A 20632-nucleotide genomic window follows, 5' to 3' on the forward strand; every position below is an offset into this window, starting at 1 on the left:
AGGCGCCGGCCGTTGTCAGCCGCCAGCGCGGGCCACCTCCGCGCGCAGGGCGCCGATGGCGTCGTCGATCCCGGCGACACCGCTCCCACCGCCCTGGGCCAGGTCCGGCTTGCCGCCGCCCCGGCCGTTCACCGCGGGCGCGAAGGCCTTGACCAGGTCGCCGGCGCCCAGGCCGCGCTCGCGGGCGCCCTCGGTGGTGGCGACGACGAAGGAGACCTTGTCCCCGTCGGGCGCGAAGAGGGCGACGACGCCCGGCCGGGCCTGCAGCCGCCCGCGCACGTCGCCGGCGAGCGAGCGCAGGTCGCCCCCGCCGACGCCCTCGGGCGTGCGGGCGGCGACGAGCGCGATCCCGCCGACGTCCTCGGCGCCGTCGACGAGCGACCCCGCCGAGGAGAGCACCTCGCGGGCCCGGATCGTCTCGAGCTCCTTCTCCGCGGCGCGCAGGCGGTCGACGACTCCGCCGATGCGCTCGGGCAGCTCCTCGGGCTGGGCGCGGAACTGCTCGGCGAGCTGGTTGACCAGCACGTGCTCGCGGGCCAGGAACCGGAAGGCGTCGATGCCGACGAGGGCCTCGACGCGGCGGACGCCGGACCCGATGGAGCCCTCGCCCATCAGCTTGACCAGGCCGAGCTGCCCCGAGCGGCCCACGTGGGTGCCGCCGCAGAGCTCGCGGGAGTACTCGCCGACCTCGACGATGCGCACGGCGTCGCCGTACTTCTCGCCGAAGAGGGCGACGGCGCCGAGCTTGCGGGCCTCGTCCATCGACGTGACGAAGGCGCGCACCTCGTCGTCGCCGAGGAGCACGGTGTTGACCTCGTCCTCGACGTCGGCGAGCACGCTGGCCGGCACAGCGCCCTCCGGCGAGGTGAAGTCGAACCGCAGACGGCCGGGGGCGTTGAGCGACCCCGCCTGGGCGGCGGAGTCGCCGAGGGCCTTGCGCATCCCGGCGTGCACGAGGTGCGTCGCGGTGTGCGCGCGCGAGATCGCGGCGCGGCGGTCGACGTCGATCTGGGCCGAGACCGGGGCGTCGCGGGTGGCCTCGCCGTGCAGGACGCGACCGCGGTGCACCGACAGGCCGGGCACCGGGGTCTGCACGTCGGTGATCTCGATGGTGAACCCGTCGCCGAACAGCCGTCCGGTGTCGGCCTGCTGGCCGCCGCCCTCGGCGTAGAACGGGGTGCGGTCGAGCATGACCTCGACCTCGTCGCCCTCGGTGGCGGCGGGGACGCCGACGTGGTCGACGATCAGCCCGACGATCGTGGCGTCGGCGCGCTGGTCGGAGTAGCCGAGGAAGTCGGTGAGGCCGGTGCGCTCCAGGACCTCGCGGTAGGCGCCGGCGTCGGCCCCGCCGTGCTTGCGGGCGGCGGCGTCGGCCTTGGCCCGGGACCGCTGCTCGTCCATCAGCGAGCGGAAGGCGCCCTCGTCGACCGAGAGCCCGGCCTCCGAGGCCATCTCCAGCGTCAGGTCGATGGGGAAGCCGTAGGTGTCGTGCAGGGCGAAGGCGCTGGACCCGGGCAGCGTCGTCGAGCCGGAGGCCCGGACGTCGGACACCGCCGACTCGAAGATCCGCGAGCCGGTGGCCAGCGTGGCGAGGAAGGCCTCCTCCTCGCGGCGCACCACAGCGGCGATCCGCGCGTAGGAGGTGACGATCTCCGGGTACGAGGGGCCCATGGCGTCGCGCACGACCCCGACGAGGTCGACGAGCACCGGCTCGGTGATGCCGAGCAGCCGGGCGTTGCGCACGACGCGGCGCAGCAGCCGGCGCAGCACGTAGCCGCGGCCCTCGTTGCCGGGCACGACGCCGTCGCCGATGAGCATGGCGCCGGTGCGGACGTGGTCGGCGATGACCCGGAAACGGACGCCCTGCTCCTCGGTGCCCTCGTCGTAGGAGCGGCCCGAGAGCTCCTGGACGCGATCGATGACCGGGCGCAGCAGGTCGGTCTCGTAGACGTTCTCCACGCCCTGGAGCAGGAACGCGACGCGCTCGACGCCGAGGCCGGTGTCGATGTTCTTCTGCGGGAGCTCGCCGATGGGGGCGGCCCCGTACTTCGGGCTGGCCTCCCCGCGGATGTCCTGCATGAAGACGAGGTTCCAGATCTCGACGTACCGGTCCTCGTCGACCACCGGGCCGCCCTCGAGCCCGTGCTCGGGACCGCGGTCGTAGTAGATCTCCGAGCACGGCCCGCCGGGGCCGGGGATGCCCATGTCCCAGTAGTTGTCGCGCCCGTCGCGGCGCTGGATGCGCTCCGGCGGCAGGCCGGCGACCTCCTGCCACAGGCGCTCGGCCTCGTCGTCGTTCTCGAAGACGGTGACCCAGATGCGCTCCGGGTCGAAGCCGAACCCGCCGTCCTCCAGGGTGCCGGTGACCAGCGTCCAGGCGTGCCGGATCGCGCCTTCCTTGAAGTAGTCACCGAACGAGAAGTTGCCCGCCATCTGGAAGAACGTGTTGTGGCGGGTGGTGTGGCCGACGTTCTCGATGTCCCCGGTGCGCACGCACTTCTGGATCGACGTGGCCGTGTCGTAGGGCGCCGGGGCCTCGCCGAGGAAGTACGGCTTGAACTGGACCATCCCCGCGTTGACGAACAGCAGGGTCGGGTCGTCGAGGATCAGCGAGGCGCTGGGGACGGGGGTGTGGCCGGCGTTCTCGAAGTGGGCGAGGAAGCGTCGGCGGATCTCGTGGGTCTGCACGTCTGTCCTGCTTCGCAGCGATGCGGGTGGGGGTGAGCGGGCGCGGGGGCCTCAGCGGGCGTGCGAAGCTCCCCGCCGCGGCGCTCGCGCGTGACGGGCGTCCGAGGCGGGCTCGGGCCGCACCGGGATCTCCGTCGTGTCCTCCACCATCGCGTACAGCTCCTCGGAGCGTTCGTTCATTCCGGCGCGCACCTCGGCGCCGAACGCCCCGAGCCCGGCGCCGAGCTCGCGCAGCCCCTCGCCGAGGCTGGTGCCGATCCCCGCCGGCGTGGCCTTCTGCGTGATCTCGTTGACCTTGCGGGTCGCGGTGACCCCGACGGCCACCCCGACACCGACCCAGAACAGACGCTTCATGCGCGGGCACTCCGCTTCGACTTCTTCGGGGGCGGGGCGTTCTTCAGCCGGCGGGCCTGCTGGGCCTTGCGGACGCCGTAGGACAGCGCCGCGACCTTGACCAGCGGGCCGCCGAGCGTCGCGGTGAACAGCGTGCTCAGCGCCTTGGTGTTGGCCGCGACGGCCTGGGCGCTGGCGGTGACGCCGTCGACGCGCTCGAGCTGCGTGTTGACCGTGGTGAGCGTGACTCCGGCGTCGGAGAGCAGGGGCTCGGTGCCCTCGTGGGTCTTGCGGATCGCGATCGTGGCCTCGTCGAGCGTGCGACCGAGCTTGATCAACGGGATGGCGAGCAGCACCACCAGGATCACGAACGCCACCGCGGCGATGATCGCCGCGATCTGGCCGACCGACACGGGTCCTCCTCGGTGCTGGGTGCGATACAGGTCCCCGGACCGCCGCCCGGCGACACCACCCCACAGGGCGGGGTCGTCGGCCGACACCTGGCGCAGGTGGCGGCAGGTTACCGTGCGCCGTCCGGACCTCTCCGGGGGACGGGATCAGCCCAGTGATCAGCAGGGCGGCAGTCCGAGGCCCCCGCGGTAGGCCGGCGCGAGGTAGACCTCGGAGATGTAGCCGACCCGCCCGTCGGGGGTCCGCGCGCCCAGCCAGAGCTCCGAGACGGCCGCGTTCGGGTTCTGCCCGATGCTCGTCGACGTGAGGTCGGCATTGGTGATCGACTCGCCCGTGAGCTGGCAGACCGCGACGAACGTGGCACCGGTCCCCACGTCGGTGCCGGGGATCTTGCAGCCGGGCACGTTCGCGCAGCGCGCGACGGGCCGCTCCCCCAGGTAGGACGGCGTGCGGTCCTCGACCAGCTGTCCCTCCCCGATCGCCACCTTGTTCTGCACCACGACGGTGCGGGTCTCGACGGCCGGTGGGCTCGCCAGCACGACGACGAGGGCGGTCGCGAGGCCGACGACGAGCACGGCGAGCACGGCGACCACCGCGATCTCGATGCGCCGCCGGGTGGTGCGCGGGCCGGTCGGGGCCCCGGGGGCGCGCTCGGGCTCCGGCGCCGGCTCCGGCGGCACGGCGGGAGCCGTGTCCCGCAGCGCCTCGTGGCGGGTCCGCCAGCCCTCGACGTCGGCCGCCCCGACACCGATCGCGGCGAGCACGTCGGTGACGAGGTCGACGTTCGGCAGCCCGGGCCCGCGCGTCGCCGCCGCGATCGTCGACTTCCCCCAGCCCGAGAGCCCTTCCGCACGCCGGAACGAGACGCCGCGGCGCTGCATCGCGCCGAGGAAGTCGGCGCAGAACTGCGCGGGGGTGTCGCCGGGGCTCACCGCGCGGCCTGTCCGGGCCGCCGGCGTCGTCGCACGTCATGGGCGTCCGGACGGTGTCCGGGACAGCGGCGGACGCCGAGTCGCGAACCGTCGGGGATCACAGAGGGAAGGCTACGACGAGGCGGGCTCGCAGCGATGCGGGCCACGGGTGCTTCCGGGGGGCGCACCTGCGGGCCCTCACCGCTCGGGCCCGCCTCCCCGCACCACCTCGCGCAGACGGGCGAGCCGCTCGCCGCGGTTCCGTTCGTCGCCCCGGCCCGCCGGGCGGTAGTAGTCGCGGCCCACGAGCTCGTCGGGCGGGTACTGCTGGGCGACCACCCCGGCGCGGTCGGCGTGGGGGTAGACGTAGCCCACCGCGTTCCCCTGGGCCTCGGCCCCCGCGTAGTGCCCGTCGCGCAGGTGCGGGGGCACCGGCCCGGCGGCGCCCTGGCGGACGTCGTTCATGGCCTCGTCGATGGCCGTGATCACGGCGTTGGACTTCGGGGCCGTCGCGAGGTGGATCGTGACCTGCGCGAGGTTGATCCGCACCTCGGGCAGGCCGATCAGGGCCACCGCCTGGGCGGCGGCGACCGCGGCCGGCAGGGCCGTCGGGTCGGCGAGCCCGATGTCCTCGCTGGCGTGGACGACGAGGCGGCGCGCGATGAACCGCGGGTCCTCCCCCGCCACGATCATGCGCGCGAGGTAGTGCAGGGCGGCGTCCGGGTCCGAGCCGCGGATGGACTTGATGAACGCCGAGATCACGTCGTAGTGCTGGTCGCCGGCACGGTCGTAGCGGACGGCGACCTCGTCGACCACGCGCTCGACGTCGGCGAGGGTCAGCGGTCCGGCGTTCCCCACGGCGTCGGCGGCGGCCTCGAGCGCGGTGAGACTGCGGCGGCCGTCGCCCGCGGCGAGCCGCACGAGGTGGGCGCGGGCGTCGGGGTCCAGGGTCACCGCGCCGCCCAGCCCGCGCGGGTCGGCGACCGCGCGGTCGAGCAGCAGCCCGACGGCCTCGTCGTCGAGGGCGTGCAGGCCGAGGACGAGGCTGCGGCTCAGCAGCGGGGCGACGACCGAGAAGCTCGGGTTCTCGGTGGTGGCGCCGACGAGCAGCACCACGCGGTCCTCGACGGCGGCGAGCAGCGCGTCCTGCTGGGTGCGCGAGAACCGGTGGATCTCGTCGATGAACAGCACCGTGCGCCGGGGCTCGGCGGCGGCCAGGCGGCGGCGGGCGACCTCGATGACCCCGCGCACCTCCTTGACCCCGGCGTTGAGCGCGGACAGCGCCTCGAACGCGCGGCCCGTGGCCTGGGAGATCAGGCGGGCGAGCGTCGTCTTGCCCGTCCCGGGCGGCCCGTGCAGGACGACCGACGCCGGCGCCGCACCCTCGACGAGGCGACGCAGCGGCGCCCCCGGCGCGAGCAGGTGGTCCTGGCCGACGACCTCGTCGAGGCTCGCCGGGCGCATCCGGACCGCCAGCGGCGTCCCGTCCCCGCTGGTGGGGGCGGGGCGGTCGTCGACCACACCGCGCGTCACCGGGCGGCGTAGATCACTTCGGCTGGGATCGGGGCCCGTCACCGGCGCCTCCGGCACCTCGACCTCGAACAGCCCGTCGTCGCTCACGCGGCGCACCGTACTGCCGTCAGCCGACGCTCCAGGTCTCGCCGGCCCGCGGGACGACGTCGACCGCGACGCGGCCGTGGGCGTGCAGCCGTCGTGGCGCGCCGGGGTCGGGTCCGACGAGGAGCAGTGGCCCGTCCCGGTACAGGGCGGTCACCGAGACGCGCACGACGGCGTCGGCGAGATCGAGGTCGTCCGCGGGCCCCGCGGCCAGGCCCGGCAGCTCCGGGCGGGCGGCCCGGGCACGCTCGACGACCTCGTCGATCCCGGTGGCGGGCGCCAGGGCCCCGTGCGGCCCGGCGAGCGTGTAGCCGCCCGCCCACGGCGCCACCCGCCAGCGCCACGGCTCCAGCCAGCGCGTGAGGGCCGCCGCGCGCCGCCGGGCCGCGCCGGGGTCGGGCGGGCCGAGGGTGTCCTCCCACGGGGCGCGGACGCGGCCCGATCCGCACGCTCCGCACATCAGGCGGGGCTCATCAGGCGGGGCGGGGGGACCGCGCGACGAAGTCCTGCGCGATCGCGTCGAACGTCGACCAGCGCACGCCCTCGTGGCCGTTGATGTGTTCGATGAGCCGCTCGAGGGCCATCAGCACCTGCGGGCGCCCGGAGACGTCGGGGTGGATCGTCATGGTGAACGCCGCGTAGTCGCACTCGCGGTGGGTCCAGTCGAACTGGTCGCGCCACATCTGCTCGATGTCGCGCGGGTTGACGAAGCCGTGGCTGTTCGGGCTGCCCTTGATGAACATCATCGGGGGCAGGTCGTCGAGGAACCAGTTCGCCGGGATCTCGACGAGATCGGTCTCGTGCCCGCGCTCGAGGGGCTTCATCCACGTCTGCGCCGGCTGGTCGTAGTCGATGGGCGTCCAGGTGTCCCCGACGCGGACGTAGTACGGCGTCACGTCGCGGTGCATGAGCGAGTGGTCGTAGCGGATACCGCGGTCGAGGAGGATCTCGTTGGTGACCCGGCTGAACTCCCACCACGGCGCGACGTAGCCGGTGGGACGGCGCCCGCTGCGGCGCTCGATCAGTTCCACGCAGTAGTCGAGGATCGTCTCCTCCTGCTCGCGGGACATGGCCAGCGGGTTCTCGTGGCTGTAGCCGTGCACGCCGATCTCGTGGCCCGCGGCGACGCAGGCGTCGAACTCGTCGGGGAAGGTCTCGACGGAGTGGCCGGGCCAGAAGAACGTCTGGGTCATGGCGTGGCGGCGGAACAGCTCCAACAGCCGCGGGACGCCGACCTCGCCGGCGAACAGCCCGCGCGAGATGTCGTCGGGCGAGTCCTGCCCGCCGTACGAGCCGAGCCAGCCGGCGACGGCGTCCACGTCGACGCCGAACGCCACGAAGATCTCTTTGGCCACGGTTCCTCCTCAGATCAGGTGCTCGTCGAGGAGTGCCCGCGGACGCGCCGGGTCAGCCGCCAGGGCCAGGCCGAGCAGCATCCGGGCCTGCCACGGGCTCAGGTCGCCGGCGAGGAGTGCCCCACGATCGACCAGCGCGCCGCCGCCGGCCGCGTAGCGCGGCGAGACCGGGCCCTCGGGGACACGGCTCGCGACGACCACGATCACACCGGCGTCGGCGGCCTCGCCGACCGCCGCGACGACGTCCGGGCTCGCGTTGCCGATGCCCACGGCGGCGAGCACGACGCCCCGGGCGCCCGCGGCGACGGCGGCGCGCACCAGCATCCCGTCGGCGCCGTGGTGGGCGGCGACGACGTCGACCCGCGGCGGGTCGGTCTCGGTCGCCGGCAGGGTCGCCGGGAGGGCGGGGCGGCGCTCCGGCCGGGTCACACGCCGGACCGTCCCGTCGACCACGCGGTGCACGACGGTCCCGCCGAAGGCACCGGCGGCGAGCGTGTGGCGCTTGGCGACGCCGCGGGCCGCGAACGCCTCGCCGTCGAAGCAGACGAGCACGCCGTCGCCCCGCGCGGCGGGGTCGGACGCCAGGGTCAGCGCCGCGCGCAGGTTGGCCGGGCCGTCGGCTCCGGGCTCGTCGGCGGCGCGCTGCGCCCCGGTCAGCACCACGGGGCGGTGCTCGGCGAGCAGGAGGTCCAGCCCGTACGCGCTCTCCTCCATGGTGTCGGTGCCGTGGGTGACCACGACGCCGTCGGCCCCCTCGTCGAGGGCCGCCGCCACCGCCGTGCGGAGCCGGCGGAGGTCGTCCCACCCCATCGCGAAGCTCCCGGCGGTCGCGAGGTCGGTGACCGCGACCTCGGCGTCCGCACCCGCCGCGGCCAGGAGCGCGCGCCCGTCGCGCGCGGCGCGCAGCGGGCCCGGGAAGCCGGTGCTGGCGATGGTGCCGCCGGTGGCGACGAGGTGGACGGGCATCGGTGCGCCTCCGCAGGCCGGGAACGACGGTGGACGACTAGGGTCGTTCCCCATGCGCGAGATCCTCACCGTGCTCGAGGCCGACGCCCGCGCCACGCCAGAACGGATCGCGGCGCTCACCGGGATCGCGGAGGACGAGGTGCGCGCGGCGATCGCGGCCTGGGAGGCCGAGGGCGTGATCCGTCGGTACAAGACGGTGGTCGACTGGGACCGCCTGGGCGACGAGCGGGTCACCGCGTTCGTCGACGTCACCGTCGCCCCCGAGCGGGGCCGCGGGTTCGACGACGTCGCCGAGCGGATCGCGCGGTTCCGGGAGATCCGCGCGGTGCACCTCGTGTCCGGCGCGCAGGACCTGCGGGTCGAGGTGGAGGGCTCCTCGATGAAGGAGGTCGCCGACTTCGTCGCGCAGAAGCTGTCGGGCGTCGAGCGCGTCACCGCGACGAGCACGCACTTCCTGCTGCGCCGCTACAAGGACGACCACCAGCTGCTCACCGAGCCCGAGCCCGACCAGCGGCTGTCGGTGATGCCCTGATGGCTCCCCCGGCCAAGCCCCTGTCGCGGGTCGTCGAGGCCTGCCCGCCCTCGGGCATCCGCAAGTTCTTCGACCTCGCCCAGACGATGACGGGCGTCATCACCCTGGGCGTCGGGGAGCCGGACTTCCCGACGCCGTGGGGCGTGCGCGAGGCGGCGATCCACGCGCTCACCCGCGGGGCCACCACCTACACCGGCAACTCGGGCCTGCTGGAGCTGCGCGAGCTGATCTGCGCCGACCTCGAGGCGCGGCACGGCACGAGCTACCGGCCCGCCGACGAGTGCCTGGTGACCTCCGGGGTCTCCGAGGGCCTCGACCTGGCCCTGCGCGCGCTGCTGAACCCCGGCGACGAGGTGATCGTCCCGGAGCCGTCGTACGTGGCCTACCAGCCGTGCGTGGCGTTCGCGGGCGGCGTGGCCGTGCCGGTGACGAGCGACCCGGCGCAGGGCTACCGCCTCGACGCCGCGCGGATCGCCGAGGCGGTGACCCCGCGGACCAAGGCGGTGCTGTTCGGATCGCCGTCGAACCCCACCGGGGCCGCCCAGTCCGCCGACGACCTCACCGCGCTGGTGGCGCTCGCGGAGCGCGAGGACTTCTGGCTGGTCAGCGACGAGATCTACGACCGGCTGACCTACACCGGGACCCACACCAGCACCGCGGCCGTACCGGGCGCCTGGGACCGGACGGTCGTGCTCAACGGCTTCTCGAAGTCCTACGCGATGACCGGCTGGCGGGTCGGCTACGTCTGCGCCCCCGAGCCGCTGGCGGCGCTGATGCACCGCATCCACCAGTACACGATGCTGTGCGCCCCGCACGTCAGCCAGGTCGCCGCGATCGAGGCGCTGCGCAGCGCGGACCCCGACGTCACCGAGATGGTCGCCGACTACGACCGGCGCCGGCGGCTGTTCGTCAAGGGCCTCGACGAGCTGGGGCTGAGCTGCCCGGAGCCCGGCGGCGCCTTCTACGCGTTCCCGTCCATCCGGTCGAGCGGGCTGTCCTCGCAGGACTTCGCCGAGCAGCTGCTCGAGGAGCAGAAGGTCGCGGTGGTGCCGGGTGACGTGTTCGGCCCGTCCGGCGAGGGCCACGTCCGCTGCTCCTACGCCACCGCGCTCCCCCTGCTCGAGGAGGCCCTCGAGCGCATGGGCCGCTTCCTCAGCACCCGTACGTGAGCGAAGTTCCCGGCTATGCCGGGAACTTCGCTCACGGGTCAGTTGAGCTTGCGGGTGCCGTCGGGCAGGCCGCCGCCGGCGTAGGCGTCCTCGGCCAGCTTGGCCAGGGCCGTGAGGGCGACGTTCTGGCTCCACGGGCCGAACGAGCAGCGGGCGACGCCGAGCTCGCCGAGACGCTTCGTGCTCGGCACCCCGGGCACGCCGATGACGTTCACCTTCTGCTCGCCGAGCTCGGCGACGAGCGCCTGGATCGTCTCCTCGTCGAGCTTGCCGGGCACGAAGAACGACGTCGCGCCGGCCTCGAGGTAGGCGCGGCCGCGCTCGATCGCGTCGTCGAGGATCACCTTCGGGTCGCGGTCGCCGCCGCGCACCCATGCGTCGGTCCGGGCGTTGAGGGCGAACGGCACGCCGGCGGTCTCCCCCGCCGCCACGGCCGCCTCGACGGCCTTCACCGCCTCGGACAGCGGCTTGAGCTGGTCCTCGAGGTTCGCCCCGACGATCCCGACGTCGATGGCGCGGGCGATCGTGCCGCCCGGGTCGCCGTAGCCGGCCTCGAGGTCGGCGGTCACGGGCAGCTCGGTCCGGCGAGCGATCAGCCCGACCTCGGCGATCATCTCGTCGCGTGGGATGACCTCGCCGTCGGGGTAGCCGCGCGAGGCGGCGATGCCGTGGCTCGCCGTGGCGAGGGCCTTCGTGCCCGGAGTGTTCGCGACCGTGGTCGCCGTGATCGCGTCCCACACGTTGACGACCACGAGCAGCTCGGGGTCGCTGTGGAGACGTTGCAGTTCCCGGGCCTTGTCGATGACGCTGTCGGCGGTGCTCATGCCTCCGTCGTACGCCTTCCGGGGGCGCACCTAGGTGCTCGCGTCACTTACCGGTGACCGGCGTCACTGACAGCCTGACCCGGCTGGCAGCCCACCACCTGCTGGCTCGCCCTCGACCAGCTGGGGGATCTCGTGACGACGTTCGCCGATCACCGCGACACCACCGTGCACATCCTCTGGATGAACGCCGGGCTGTCGTGCGACGGGGACTCGGTGGCCCTCACCGCGGCCACCCAGCCGAGCATCGAGGAGATCGCGCTCGGTGCGCTCCCCGGGCTGCCGACGGTCGCCGTGCACTGGCCGCTGATCGACTTCGAGTCCGGCCCGGTCGGCGGCTCGCAGTCGTTCATCGACTGGTTCTTCAAGGCCGAGCGGGGCGAGCTGGACGGGCCCTTCGTCCTGGTCATCGAGGGCTCGATCCCCAACGAGTCGATCAAGTCCGAGGGGTACTGGTGCGGCTTCGGCAACAACCCGCTGACCGGGCAGCCGATGACCACGAGCGAGTGGATCGACCGGCTCGCCCCCAAGGCCCTGGGCATCCTCGCCGTCGGGACGTGCGCGACCTACGGCGGCATCCACGCCATGGCCGGCAACCCGACCGGCGCGATGGGGGTCGCGGACTACCTGGGCTGGGACTGGAAGTCCTCCGCCGGCCTGCCGATCGTCAACGTGCCGGGCTGCCCGGTGCACCCGGACAACCTCTCGGAGACGATCCTCTACCTGCTCTACCAGGCCGTGGGCGACGCCCCGATGATCCCGCTCGACGAGGCCGGCCGACCGACGTGGCTGTTCGGCGCCACCGTGCACGAGGGCTGTGACCGCGGCGGTTACTACGAGCAAGGCCAGTTCGCCACCGAGTACGGCTCCCCGGAGTGCCTGGTCAAGCTGGGCTGCTGGGGCCCGGTCGTGAAGTGCAACGTCCCCAAGCGCGGCTGGATCAACGGCGTCGGCGGCTGTCCCAACGTCGGCGGCATCTGCATCGGCTGCACGATGCCCGGCTTCCCCGACAAGTTCATGCCGTTCATGGACGCCCCGCCGGGCAGCAAGGTCTCCGGGGCCGCGAGCGGCGCCTACGGCGTGGTCATCCGCAAGCTGCGCGACATCACGGCGAAGACCGTCGACAAGGAACCCCGCTGGCGTGCGAAGGGCCGGCGGCTGCGCACCGGCTACCAGCCCACCGCGTTCTGAGAGGCCAGCCATGACCGCCACCGCACCGAAGCCGACCACCGGTCAGAAGACCGGCCTCGTCGAGATGGCGTGGGACCCGATCACGCGCATCGTCGGCAGTCTCGGCATCTACACGAAGATCGACTTCGCGGCGAAACGCGTCGCCGAGTGCCATTCGACGTCGTCGATCTTCCGTGGTTACTCCATCTTCATGAAGGGCAAGGACCCGCGCGACGCGCACTTCATCACGAGCCGGATCTGCGGAATCTGCGGCGACAACCACGCGACGTGCTCGGTCTACAACCAGAACATGGCCTACGGGGTGCGCCCGCCGCACCTGGGCGAATGGATCATCAATCTCGGCGAGGCCGCCGAGTACATGTTCGACCACAACCTCTACCAGGACAATCTCGCCTGCGTGGACTACTGCGAGAAGATGGTCGCGGACACGAACCCCGGGGTCCTCGAGCTTGCGAACCGCACCCCGAGCCCGCACGCCGAGGACCACGGCTTCCGCACCATCGGCGACATCATGCGGGCCCTCAACCCGTTCACCGGCGAGTTCTACCGCGAGACGCTGAAGGTCTCCCGGTACACGCGCGAGATGTTCTGCCTGATGGAGGGGCGCCACGTCCACCCGTCGACGCTCTATCCGGGCGGGGTCGGCACGGTCGCCACGATCCAGCTCTTCACCGACTACATGACCCGGCTCATGTGGTACATCGAGTTCATGAAGCGGGTCGTGCCGATGCACGACGACCTCTTCGATTTCATGTACGAGGCGCTGCCTGGCTACGAGGAAGTGGGGCGCCGGCGCGTCATCATCGGCTCGTGGGGGGCGTTCAACGACCCGGAGCACTGCGACTTCGACTACTCGTCCATGTCGCACTGGGGACGGAAGATGTTCGTCTCCCCCGGGGTCGTCGTCGACGGGAAGCTCGTCACCACCGATCTCGTCGACATCAACCTCGGCATCCGCATCCTGCTGGGCAGTTCCTTCTACCGCGGCTGGGAGGACCAGGAGAAGTTCGTCGACCGCGACCCGCTCGGCAACCCGGTCTCGATGGACCACCCCTGGAACCAGCACACGATCCCGGCGCCCCAGAAGCGCGACTTCGACGACAAGTACTCGTGGACGATGTCGCCGCGCTGGTTCGACGGCACGGACCACCTCGCGATGGACACCGGCGGCGGCCCGCTCCCCCGGCTCTGGGTCACCGCGCTCGCCGGGCTGGTCGACGCCGGCGGCTACGTCCGGTCGACGGGGCACAGCGTCGAGCTCAACCTGCCGCGCACGGTGTCGAAGCCCGAGAAGACGTTCACGTGGACCCCGCCGGTGGACAAGCAGGGGCGCCCGCTGTCCAACGCCATCGAGCGGGACCGCGCCCGCACCTACTTCCAGGCCTACGCGGCCGCCGCGGCGATGCACTTCCTGGAGAAGGCGCTCGCCGAGGTCCGCGGCGGGAACACCAAGACCTGGGAGTCGTTCGTCGTGCCCGACGAGTCGGTGAGCGTCGGCTTCACCGAGGCCGTCCGCGGCGTCCTCTCGCACCACATGGTCGTGCGCGACGGGAAGATCGCGAACTACCACCCCTACCCGCCGACACCGTGGAACGGCAGCGTCCGCGACAAGTTCGGCACGCCCGGCCCGTACGAGGACGCCGTGCAGAACACCCCGATCTTCGAGGAGAACGGCCCGGACACCTTCAAGGGCATCGACATCATGCGGGCGGTGCGCAGCTTCGACCCCTGCCTGCCGTGCGGGGTGCACATGTACCTCGGGAACGGCAAGCAGCTGCACCGGGAGACCTCGCCGACCCAGCTGAACCTGCCCTGATGGAGCCGCCGGAGACCGAGCGGGTCGCCGAGACCATCGCCGAGCTGCTCGACGGGATGTCGGCCGACCCCGCGGCGCGCGAGGCCGGCGAGGACCTCGTGCGCGTCCTCATGGAGTTCTACGGCGCGGGCCTCGCCCAGATGGTGTCGATCGTCCGGCTCGGGTCCGGCGACGCGCTGGTCCACCGGCTCGCCGCGGACCCGCTGGTGGCGGCGCTGCTCGCCCTGCACGACCTGCACCCGGTCGACCTGCCGACGAGGGTCGGCCACGGGGTCGACACGGCCCGGCGGCGCCTGGGCCACCACGGCTCCGGCATCAGCCTCGAGCGGGTCGACACCCACACCGGCACCGTCCACGTCGCGCTGGCGCCGGGCTGCGGCTCGTCGTCGGACACCGTGCGCGACGTCGTCCGGACCGCCGTGTCCGAGCTGGCCCCGGAGGTCGTCGCCGTCGAGTTCGTCACCGAGCCCGCCGGGCCGGCGCTCCTGCAGATCGGGGTGCGGCCCCCGAGTTCGGTGGCGGGGTCGTGACGGCCTCGCTGCGCCGCTTCCTGGCGCCCCGTGAAGCCCCGCCGGCCGAACCCGCGGTGGAGCGCTGCGAGCTGTGCGCGGCCGAGGTCGCCCCTGAGCACCCGCACCTCGTCGACGTCGCAGGCCGGGCGCTGAAGTGCGCGTGCCGCCCGTGCGCGCTGCTCTTCGTCGACCGCCCCCGCGAGATGGCCGGCACCGCGTACCGCACGGTGCCCGACCGCTACCGGTACGACCCGGAGTTCACCCTCGCCGACGCGCAGTGGGACGCCCTGCAGATCCCGGTCGGGATGGCGTTCTTCCTGCGCAACTCGCTGCGCGACCGTGTCGACGGAGCCGTGGTGGCCTGCTACCCGAGCCCGGCGGGGGCGACCGAGAGCGAGCTCGACCTGTCGGAGTTCGTCGACGGCGTCGGCGCCGGCCGGCTCGGCGCGATGCTCGAGCCCGATGTCGAGGCGCTGCTCGTGCGCCATGACGCCACCCGCTCGGAGTGCCTGCTCGTGCCCGTCGACGCCTGCTACCGGCTCGTCGGTCTCGTCCGGCGGCATTGGCGCGGGTTCGACGGTGGCGCCGAGGCGTGGATCCACATCGACCGCTTCTTCGACGACGCCCGCGCGCGGGCCCGCGACGTGGGGAGCAGCCACCGAGGAGGGCCGAGCTGATGACCCTGCCCTTCCCCCGCGCCGCCCCGGGACCCTCGTTCGGGTTCGCGGTGACCCACGCCGACCACGACCCGCAGGCCGCCGGCCCGACCCTGCGGCTGCACACCACGATCACCGAGACCACGGGCACGCGCGTGCACGCCCTCGCCCTGCGCGCCCAGATTCGCCTCGAGCCCGCCGGCCGGCGCTACTCCCCCGACCAGCAGGAACGCCTCGTCGAGCTGTTCGGCGACCCGTCGCGCTGGGGCCGCACGCTCCAGCCGATGCAGCTGGCGACGGTGTCGACGGTGACGCCGTCGTTCTCCGGCGAGCAGGAGGTCGTGTTCGAGGTCCCGCTGACGTTCGACACCGACGTCGCGACCACCCGGTACTTCCGGGGCGTCGGCGACGAGGGTGACGCCCCGATGCGCCTGTTGTTCAGCGGCACCGTCTTCTACGAGGCCCCGTCGGGAGTGCAGATCGGGCTCGTCCCGTGGCATTCGGAGGCCACGTTCCGGCTGCCGGTCGCCGTGTGGACGGACATGATGGACGCCCACCAGGCCGGGATGGCGTGGCTGCGGCTCCCCGAGCACACGCTCGCCGAGCTCAGCGCCTGGCGGGCGGCGCGGGCGCTGCCCACCTGGGAGCAGACGTTCACGGCCCTGCTCGCCGCGGCGGGTGACGGGCCATGACCCCCGCCGGACCTGTCGGCACCGACCCCCTCGACGCCGTCGCCGCCATCGCCGACGCCGTGCTCTTCGAGGGCTACCTGCTCTACCCCTACCGCGCCTCGGCGCAGAAGAACGCGCTGCGCTGGCAGTTCGGCGTGCTCGTGCCGCCGGCGGTGTCGGCGGCCCTCGCCGAGCCCTCGGCCAGCCGCACCGAGTGCGTGATCGACGCCCGGCCCGGCGCGACGCTGCGGCTGCGCCTGCGCTTCCTCGGGCTGCAGCGCCGGAGCGTCGTCGACCTCGACGGCACGGAGCACGACCGCCTCGAGGTCGACGGGGTCCCCCACACCGCCTGGGAGGAGGGCGTGCCGCGCCAGGTCGACGCCTCCGTCGCACTCGAGTCCCTGGCCGACGTGCCGGTGACCGTCGACGTCACGTGCCCGGCCACCACGACGTCGGAGTGGATCCGCGACGCGACGGGCGCGCGGCGCGGGCACCTCGTCCGGCGTGCCGAGGCCGTCACCGGGCGGGTGGTGCTCGCGACCGAGCCGCTCCCCGGGCCCTACGGCGCGTTGCGGCTGCGCCTCGACGTGGTCAACGACGGCATCGCCGACCCGTCCGCGCCCCGCGCGGAGGCCCTGCGCACGGCCATGATCTCGGCGCACACCGTGCTGGGCCTCGACCGCGGCGCGTTCCTCTCCAGCGCCGACCCGCCTCAGTGGGCCGCGCCGGCCGTGGCGGCCTGCGTCAACGCGCACAGCTGGCCGGTGCTGGCGGGCACCCTATCGGCGTGCTCCCCTGATCGCGGTTCGCTGCTGCTGGCGACGCCGATCATCCTCGAGGACCACCCGCAGCTCGCCCCGGAGAGCCCGACGAACCTGTTCGACGGCACCGAGAACGACGAGATCCTCGCCCTGCGCACCCTCGCCCTCACCGACGACGAGAAGCGCGAGGCCCGGGCCACCGACCCGCGCGCCGCCCACATCGTCGACGCGGTGGACGCCATGGGGCCGGCGATGTTCGAGCGGCTGCACGGCGCGATCCGGCCCGACGGCCGCGCCCCGGACGACATCCCGACGATCGCCACCCCCGGTACGCCGTGGTGGGACCCGGGCGTCGACGCCTCGGTCGACCCCGACTCCGACGAGGCGATCGTCGACGGGCACCCGGTCGCGCGTGGCAGCTCCGTGATCCTCGTGCCGGGCCGCGGCAGCGACGCGCAGGACACGTTCCTGCGCGGCGCCGCGGCCACCGTCCAGGCCGTCCTGCACGACGTCGACGGCGGCACCCACGTGGCCGTGTCGATCGACGACGACCCGGGCGCCGACCTCCAGGCCACCCACGGCCGCTTCCGCTACTTCCGGCCGGACGAACTGGCGGTGCCCTCATGAAGATCCTGGTCGCCGGGGTGGGCAACGTCTTCTTCTCCGACGACGGCTTCGGCTCCGAGGTGGCGCGGCGCCTGCTCGCCGCCCCCGGAGCGCTGCCGCCGTCGGTGGACGTCGTCGACGTCGGCATCCGCGGCATGCACCTCGCCTACCAGGTGCTCGACGGCTACGAGGCGCTCGTCGTCGTCGACGCCGCCCCCCAGCTCGATGACACAGCGCCGGGCGAGCCCGGGACGCTGACCCTCGTCGAGCACGTCCTCACGGCCGCCACCGGCGACGCCGCCTTCGACCCCCACGGCATGGAGCCCGACGCCGTCCTCGATCTCGTCGGTGCGCTGGCCCGCGGGGTCGGCGAGGGCGGCCTCGACCGTGTGCTCGTCCTGGGCTGCGTGCCCGCCGACGTCGGGGCCGGCATGGGGCTGAGCCCGCCGGTGGCCGCCGCCGTCGACGAGGCCGTCGACGCCGTCGGCCGGATCGTCGAGCGCCTGATCGAGCACCGTCCGTTCACCGAGGTGGGAGCGTCATGACCAAGAAGATCCTGTTGCTGGGACTGCTCGGCGGTATCGGCTGGATCGCGTGGGAGTCGCGCACCGACGTCCAGCGCTACCTGCGCCTGCGGGCGATGTAGCGCCGTGCACGAGTTCGGGGTGGCCGCGTCGGTCCTCGAGACCGTCGACACCCGGGCCGCCGGACGGCGTGTGAGCGCGGTGCGCCTGCACGTGGGCGCGCTGCAGCGCCTGGACCGGGCGGTCTTCGACCAGGCCTTCGCGATGATCGCCGACGGCGGTGTCGCGCAGGGCGCGGAGGTCGACGTCGTCGAGGTCGCCGTCGAGGTCCGGTGCCGGGACTGCGCCGCAGGGGCCACCGCGGACCAACTGATCACCACGTGCCCCGCCTGCGCGGGCCACGACCTCGACCTCCTCCACGGCGACGACCTCGTCCTGGAGTCGATCACTCTCACCTACCAGGAGGTGGGCTGATGTGCCTCGGCATCCCCGGTGAGCTCGTCGAGCTCGCGGGAGACGACACCGACCTCGCGACGGTCTCCGTCGCCGGGGTCCGGCGGAAGGTGAACGTCGGGCTGCTGAAAGGGGAGCACGCCGATAGCGAGGAGCTCGCCGTCGGCGACTGGATCCTCATCCACGTCGGCTTCGCCCTCGCCAAGATCGACGAGGCGGAGGCGGCCGCGGCGCTGGAGATGCTGCACAGCATGGGCCCGGCCTACGACCAGGAGCTCGAGGAGTTCGTGGGCTCCTCGACGGGGAGGGAGGGGCTGTGAAGTTCGTCGACGAGTTCCGCGACGCCGACACGGCCCGATCGGTGGCCGCGCGGATCGCCGCGCTCTGCGAGCCCGGCCGGCGGTACGCCTTCATGGAGGTCTGCGGCGGGCACACGCACACGATCTACAAGCACGGTCTCGAGGACCACCTGCCCGACTCGGTCCGGCTCGTCCACGGCCCCGGCTGCCCGGTCTGCGTGCTCCCGATGGGCCGGGTGGACGACGCGATCGCGATCGCGCAGGAGCCCGACGTGATCATGACGGCGTTCGGCGACATGATGCGGGTGCCCGGCGGGGACGGGTCCTTCTTCGACGCCAAGGCCGCCGGGGCCGACATCCGGATGGTCTACTCGCCCCTCGACGCCCTGAAGATCGCGCGCAACAACCCGGACCGCCGCGTGGTGTTCATGGCCATCGGCTTCGAGACCACAGCCCCGTCCACGGCGATGACCGTTCTGCGGGCCGCCCGCGAGGGGATCGAGAACTTCTCGATCTTCTGCAACCACGTCACGATCATCCCGGCGATCAAGGCCATCCTCGACTCGCCCGACCTGCGCCTCGACGGCTTCCTCGGCCCGGGCCACGTGTCCACCGTGATCGGCTGCCGGCCCTACGAGTTCATCGCCGCCCGCCACGGGAAGCCGCTCGTCACCGCGGGCTTCGAGCCGCTGGACATCCTGCAGTCGGTGCACCAGCTGATGCTCCAGCTGCACGACGGCCGCTGCGAGGTCGAGAACCAGTACAGCCGTGTGGTGCCCTGGAACGGCAACCGGCGGGCGCTCGAGGTCCTCGGGGAGGTCATGGAGCTCCGGCCCTACTTCGAGTGGCGTGGGCTCGGGTTCATCTCCCAGTCCGCCATGCAGATGCGCGAGGAGTACGCGCGTTTCGACGCCGAACGGATCTTCGCGGTCCCGGGTGTCCGCGTCGCCGACCCGAAGGCGTGCCAGTGCGGCGAGGTGCTCAAAGGCGTCCTCGAGCCGTGGGAGTGCAAGGTCTTCGGGACCGCGTGCACCCCCGAGACGCCGATCGGCACCTGCATGGTGTCGTCCGAGGGCGCCTGCGCGGCCTACTACAACTTCGGCCGCTTCAGTCGCGAACGCGTCCGCGCCGGCAGCACCACGATGCTCGCGGACCCGGTGGTGCGCCGATGAGCACGAACGGCGTCCCCGCAAGCCCCACCGTCCACGCCGGCTGGGCCGAGGAGGCCGTGGCGACGCACGCCGGGGCCGAGCACCTGCGCAGCGAGGAGCAGGTCCTCGAGCGCATCGAGCGGGCGCGGCGGCGCAGGCCGCGGGTGCGGGAGGAACGCATCACCCTCGCGCACGGGGCCGGGGGCAAGGCCACCCACACCCTCATCGACGCCGTGTTCGTCGAGGCCTTCCGCAACCCCGTTCTCGAGCAGCTCGAGGACGGGGCGTCCCTGGACGTGGGCGGGGCGCGCTTGGCCTTCACCACCGACTCCTACGTGGTCTCGCCGCTGTTCTTCCCCGGCGGCGACATCGGCGACCTCGCCGTCAACGGCACCGTCAACGACCTCGCGATGTGCGGGGCGCGACCGCTGCACCTCTCGGCGGGGTTCATCCTCGAGGAGGGCTTCCCGGTCGCCGACCTACGTCGGATCGCCGAATCGATGGCCCGCGCGGCCGCGGCGGCCGGGGTGCAGATCGTCACCGGGGACACCAAGGTCGTCCCGCGCGGCAAGGCCGACGGCTGCTTCATCACCACGGCGGGGGTCGGAGTCCTGGACCGGCCCCTCGCCCTGAGCGCCGCCGCCGTCCAGCCGGGCGACGCCGTGATCGTCTCCGGGCCGCTCGGCGACCACGGCATCACGATCATGCTCGCCCGCGGCGAGCTCGACATCGAGGCCGACCTGGTCTCCGACACCGCCCCGCTGCACGAGCTGACCGCCGGCCTGCTCGACGCGGGCGGCGACGGGGTCCGGGTGCTGCGCGACGCGACGAGGGGCGGCGTCGCCACCATCCTCAACGAGATCGCCACCTCCTCGCAGGTCGCCGTGGTGGTCGACGAGGCGTGGGTGCCCGTGCGCGAGGTCGTCACCGGGGCGTCCGAGCTGCTGGGGATCGACCCGCTGTACGTCGCCTGCGAGGGCCGTCTGGTGGCCGTGGTCGACGCATCCCGCGTGGACGCGGTCATGGCCGCGCTCCGCGCACACCCGCTCGGCGACGGCGCCGCCGTCATCGGGCACGTCGCCGACGACCCGCCCGGGCTGGTGCTCCTGCGCACCGCGTTCGGCGGCACCCGGATCGTCGACATGCTCGTCGGCGACCCACTGCCGCGCATCTGCTGAGACGAGGAGGA

Annotated in this window: 23 protein-coding genes; 14 read left to right on the forward strand and 9 right to left on the reverse strand. The window is 73.3% G+C overall.

The features are described 5' to 3' along the window. Positions 1–15: 15 nt before the first annotated feature. The 8 genes from alaS to OG774_RS06015 all read right to left on the reverse strand — a co-directional run bounded on the left by alaS (position 16) and on the right by OG774_RS06015 (position 8281). The gene (alaS, locus tag OG774_RS05980) at positions 16–2688 is read right to left on the reverse strand and encodes an alanine--tRNA ligase (protein WP_328307593.1); all 2673 of its coding nucleotides are present in this window, start codon (positions 2686–2688) and stop codon (positions 16–18) included. A 51-nt stretch (positions 2689–2739) separates the two neighbouring features. Continuing rightward, positions 2740–3042, reverse strand: a complete 303-nt coding sequence (locus OG774_RS05985; RefSeq protein ID WP_274194975.1) for a hypothetical protein — start codon at positions 3040–3042, stop codon at positions 2740–2742. Further along, entirely contained in the window at positions 3039–3434 is a 396-nt protein-coding gene (locus tag OG774_RS05990) for a DUF948 domain-containing protein (protein WP_274194976.1), read from the reverse strand. Before OG774_RS05990 ends, OG774_RS05985 begins: the two co-directional genes overlap by 4 nt. Before the next feature lie 156 nt (positions 3435–3590). Then, entirely contained in the window at positions 3591–4364 is a 774-nt protein-coding gene (locus OG774_RS05995) for a hypothetical protein (RefSeq protein WP_328307596.1), read from the reverse strand. A gap of 177 nt (positions 4365–4541) precedes the next feature. After that, a complete protein-coding gene (locus tag OG774_RS06000) occupies positions 4542–5963 on the reverse strand; it encodes a replication-associated recombination protein A (protein ID WP_442873949.1) in 1422 nt (473 codons plus the stop codon). Positions 5964–5982: 19 nt separating this feature from the next. Continuing rightward, positions 5983–6420, reverse strand: coding sequence for a hypothetical protein (locus OG774_RS06005; RefSeq protein ID WP_328307598.1), 438 nt, complete (start codon positions 6418–6420; stop codon positions 5983–5985). Between the two features lie 13 nt (positions 6421–6433). Then, positions 6434–7315: a polysaccharide deacetylase family protein gene (locus OG774_RS06010; RefSeq protein ID WP_328307600.1), complete on the reverse strand. Its 882-nt coding sequence runs from the start codon at positions 7313–7315 to the stop codon at positions 6434–6436. 9 nt (positions 7316–7324) lie between these two features. After that, positions 7325–8281 (reverse strand): asparaginase, encoded by a 957-nt coding sequence (locus tag OG774_RS06015; protein WP_328307602.1) that lies wholly within the window; start codon positions 8279–8281, stop codon positions 7325–7327. Positions 8282–8333: 52 nt separating this feature from the next. Here OG774_RS06015 and OG774_RS06020 point away from each other — a divergent pair, with 52 nt between their 5' ends. After that, entirely contained in the window at positions 8334–8813 is a 480-nt protein-coding gene (locus tag OG774_RS06020) for an Lrp/AsnC family transcriptional regulator (RefSeq protein ID WP_274194982.1), read from the forward strand. Then, positions 8813–9982, forward strand: coding sequence for an aminotransferase class I/II-fold pyridoxal phosphate-dependent enzyme (locus tag OG774_RS06025; protein WP_328307604.1), 1170 nt, complete (start codon positions 8813–8815; stop codon positions 9980–9982). Before OG774_RS06020 ends, OG774_RS06025 begins: the two co-directional genes overlap by 1 nt. A 38-nt stretch (positions 9983–10020) precedes the next feature. Here OG774_RS06025 and OG774_RS06030 read toward each other — a convergent pair whose 3' ends face one another. Continuing rightward, positions 10021–10806 (reverse strand): isocitrate lyase/PEP mutase family protein, encoded by a 786-nt coding sequence (locus OG774_RS06030; RefSeq protein WP_328307606.1) that lies wholly within the window; start codon positions 10804–10806, stop codon positions 10021–10023. A gap of 180 nt (positions 10807–10986) precedes the next feature. Here OG774_RS06030 and OG774_RS06035 point away from each other — a divergent pair, with 180 nt between their 5' ends. From OG774_RS06035 to hypE, 12 genes are read left to right on the forward strand one after another with little or no spacing between them, the layout of a single operon-like run. Continuing rightward, positions 10987–11994: a hydrogenase expression protein HypE gene (locus OG774_RS06035; protein WP_274195291.1), complete on the forward strand. Its 1008-nt coding sequence runs from the start codon at positions 10987–10989 to the stop codon at positions 11992–11994. A gap of 10 nt (positions 11995–12004) precedes the next feature. Continuing rightward, complete coding sequence (locus OG774_RS06040; RefSeq protein WP_328307608.1) at positions 12005–13810, forward strand: nickel-dependent hydrogenase large subunit; 1806 nt, start codon at positions 12005–12007, stop codon at positions 13808–13810. Beyond that, a complete protein-coding gene (locus OG774_RS06045; RefSeq protein WP_328307610.1) occupies positions 13810–14340 on the forward strand; it encodes a NifU family protein in 531 nt (176 codons plus the stop codon). Before OG774_RS06040 ends, OG774_RS06045 begins: the two co-directional genes overlap by 1 nt. Beyond that, complete coding sequence (locus OG774_RS06050) at positions 14337–14999, forward strand: DUF5947 family protein (protein WP_328307612.1); 663 nt, start codon at positions 14337–14339, stop codon at positions 14997–14999. The genes OG774_RS06045 and OG774_RS06050 overlap by 4 nt, the downstream gene beginning before the upstream one ends. Next, the gene (locus OG774_RS06055) at positions 14999–15670 is read left to right on the forward strand and encodes a DUF6084 family protein (protein WP_328307614.1); all 672 of its coding nucleotides are present in this window, start codon (positions 14999–15001) and stop codon (positions 15668–15670) included. Before OG774_RS06050 ends, OG774_RS06055 begins: the two co-directional genes overlap by 1 nt. Then, positions 15667–17037 (forward strand): hypothetical protein, encoded by a 1371-nt coding sequence (locus OG774_RS06060; RefSeq protein ID WP_328307616.1) that lies wholly within the window; start codon positions 15667–15669, stop codon positions 17035–17037. Before OG774_RS06055 ends, OG774_RS06060 begins: the two co-directional genes overlap by 4 nt. Next, positions 17034–17561 (forward strand): hydrogenase maturation protease, encoded by a 528-nt coding sequence (locus OG774_RS06065; RefSeq protein ID WP_328307617.1) that lies wholly within the window; start codon positions 17034–17036, stop codon positions 17559–17561. The genes OG774_RS06060 and OG774_RS06065 overlap by 4 nt, the downstream gene beginning before the upstream one ends. After that, complete coding sequence (locus OG774_RS29805; protein WP_442873950.1) at positions 17558–17662, forward strand: DUF6893 family small protein; 105 nt, start codon at positions 17558–17560, stop codon at positions 17660–17662. The genes OG774_RS06065 and OG774_RS29805 overlap by 4 nt, the downstream gene beginning before the upstream one ends. Before the next feature lie 4 nt (positions 17663–17666). Next, complete coding sequence (locus OG774_RS06070; RefSeq protein WP_328307618.1) at positions 17667–18014, forward strand: hydrogenase maturation nickel metallochaperone HypA; 348 nt, start codon at positions 17667–17669, stop codon at positions 18012–18014. Continuing rightward, positions 18014–18313, forward strand: a complete 300-nt coding sequence (locus OG774_RS06075) for a HypC/HybG/HupF family hydrogenase formation chaperone (RefSeq protein WP_328307619.1) — start codon at positions 18014–18016, stop codon at positions 18311–18313. Before OG774_RS06070 ends, OG774_RS06075 begins: the two co-directional genes overlap by 1 nt. Further along, the gene (gene hypD / locus OG774_RS06080) at positions 18310–19464 is read left to right on the forward strand and encodes a hydrogenase formation protein HypD (protein ID WP_328307620.1); all 1155 of its coding nucleotides are present in this window, start codon (positions 18310–18312) and stop codon (positions 19462–19464) included. Before OG774_RS06075 ends, hypD begins: the two co-directional genes overlap by 4 nt. Further along, positions 19461–20621 carry a hydrogenase expression/formation protein HypE gene (gene hypE / locus OG774_RS06085; RefSeq protein ID WP_442873951.1) on the forward strand — a complete coding sequence of 387 codons (1161 nt, stop codon included), beginning with the start codon at positions 19461–19463 and terminating at the stop codon, positions 20619–20621. Before hypD ends, hypE begins: the two co-directional genes overlap by 4 nt. Positions 20622–20632: the final 11 nt, after the last annotated feature.

It is taken from the genome of Actinomycetospora sp. NBC_00405, from assembly GCF_036044095.1.
GTDB classification, from domain to species: domain Bacteria; phylum Actinomycetota; class Actinomycetes; order Mycobacteriales; family Pseudonocardiaceae; genus Actinomycetospora; species Actinomycetospora callitridis.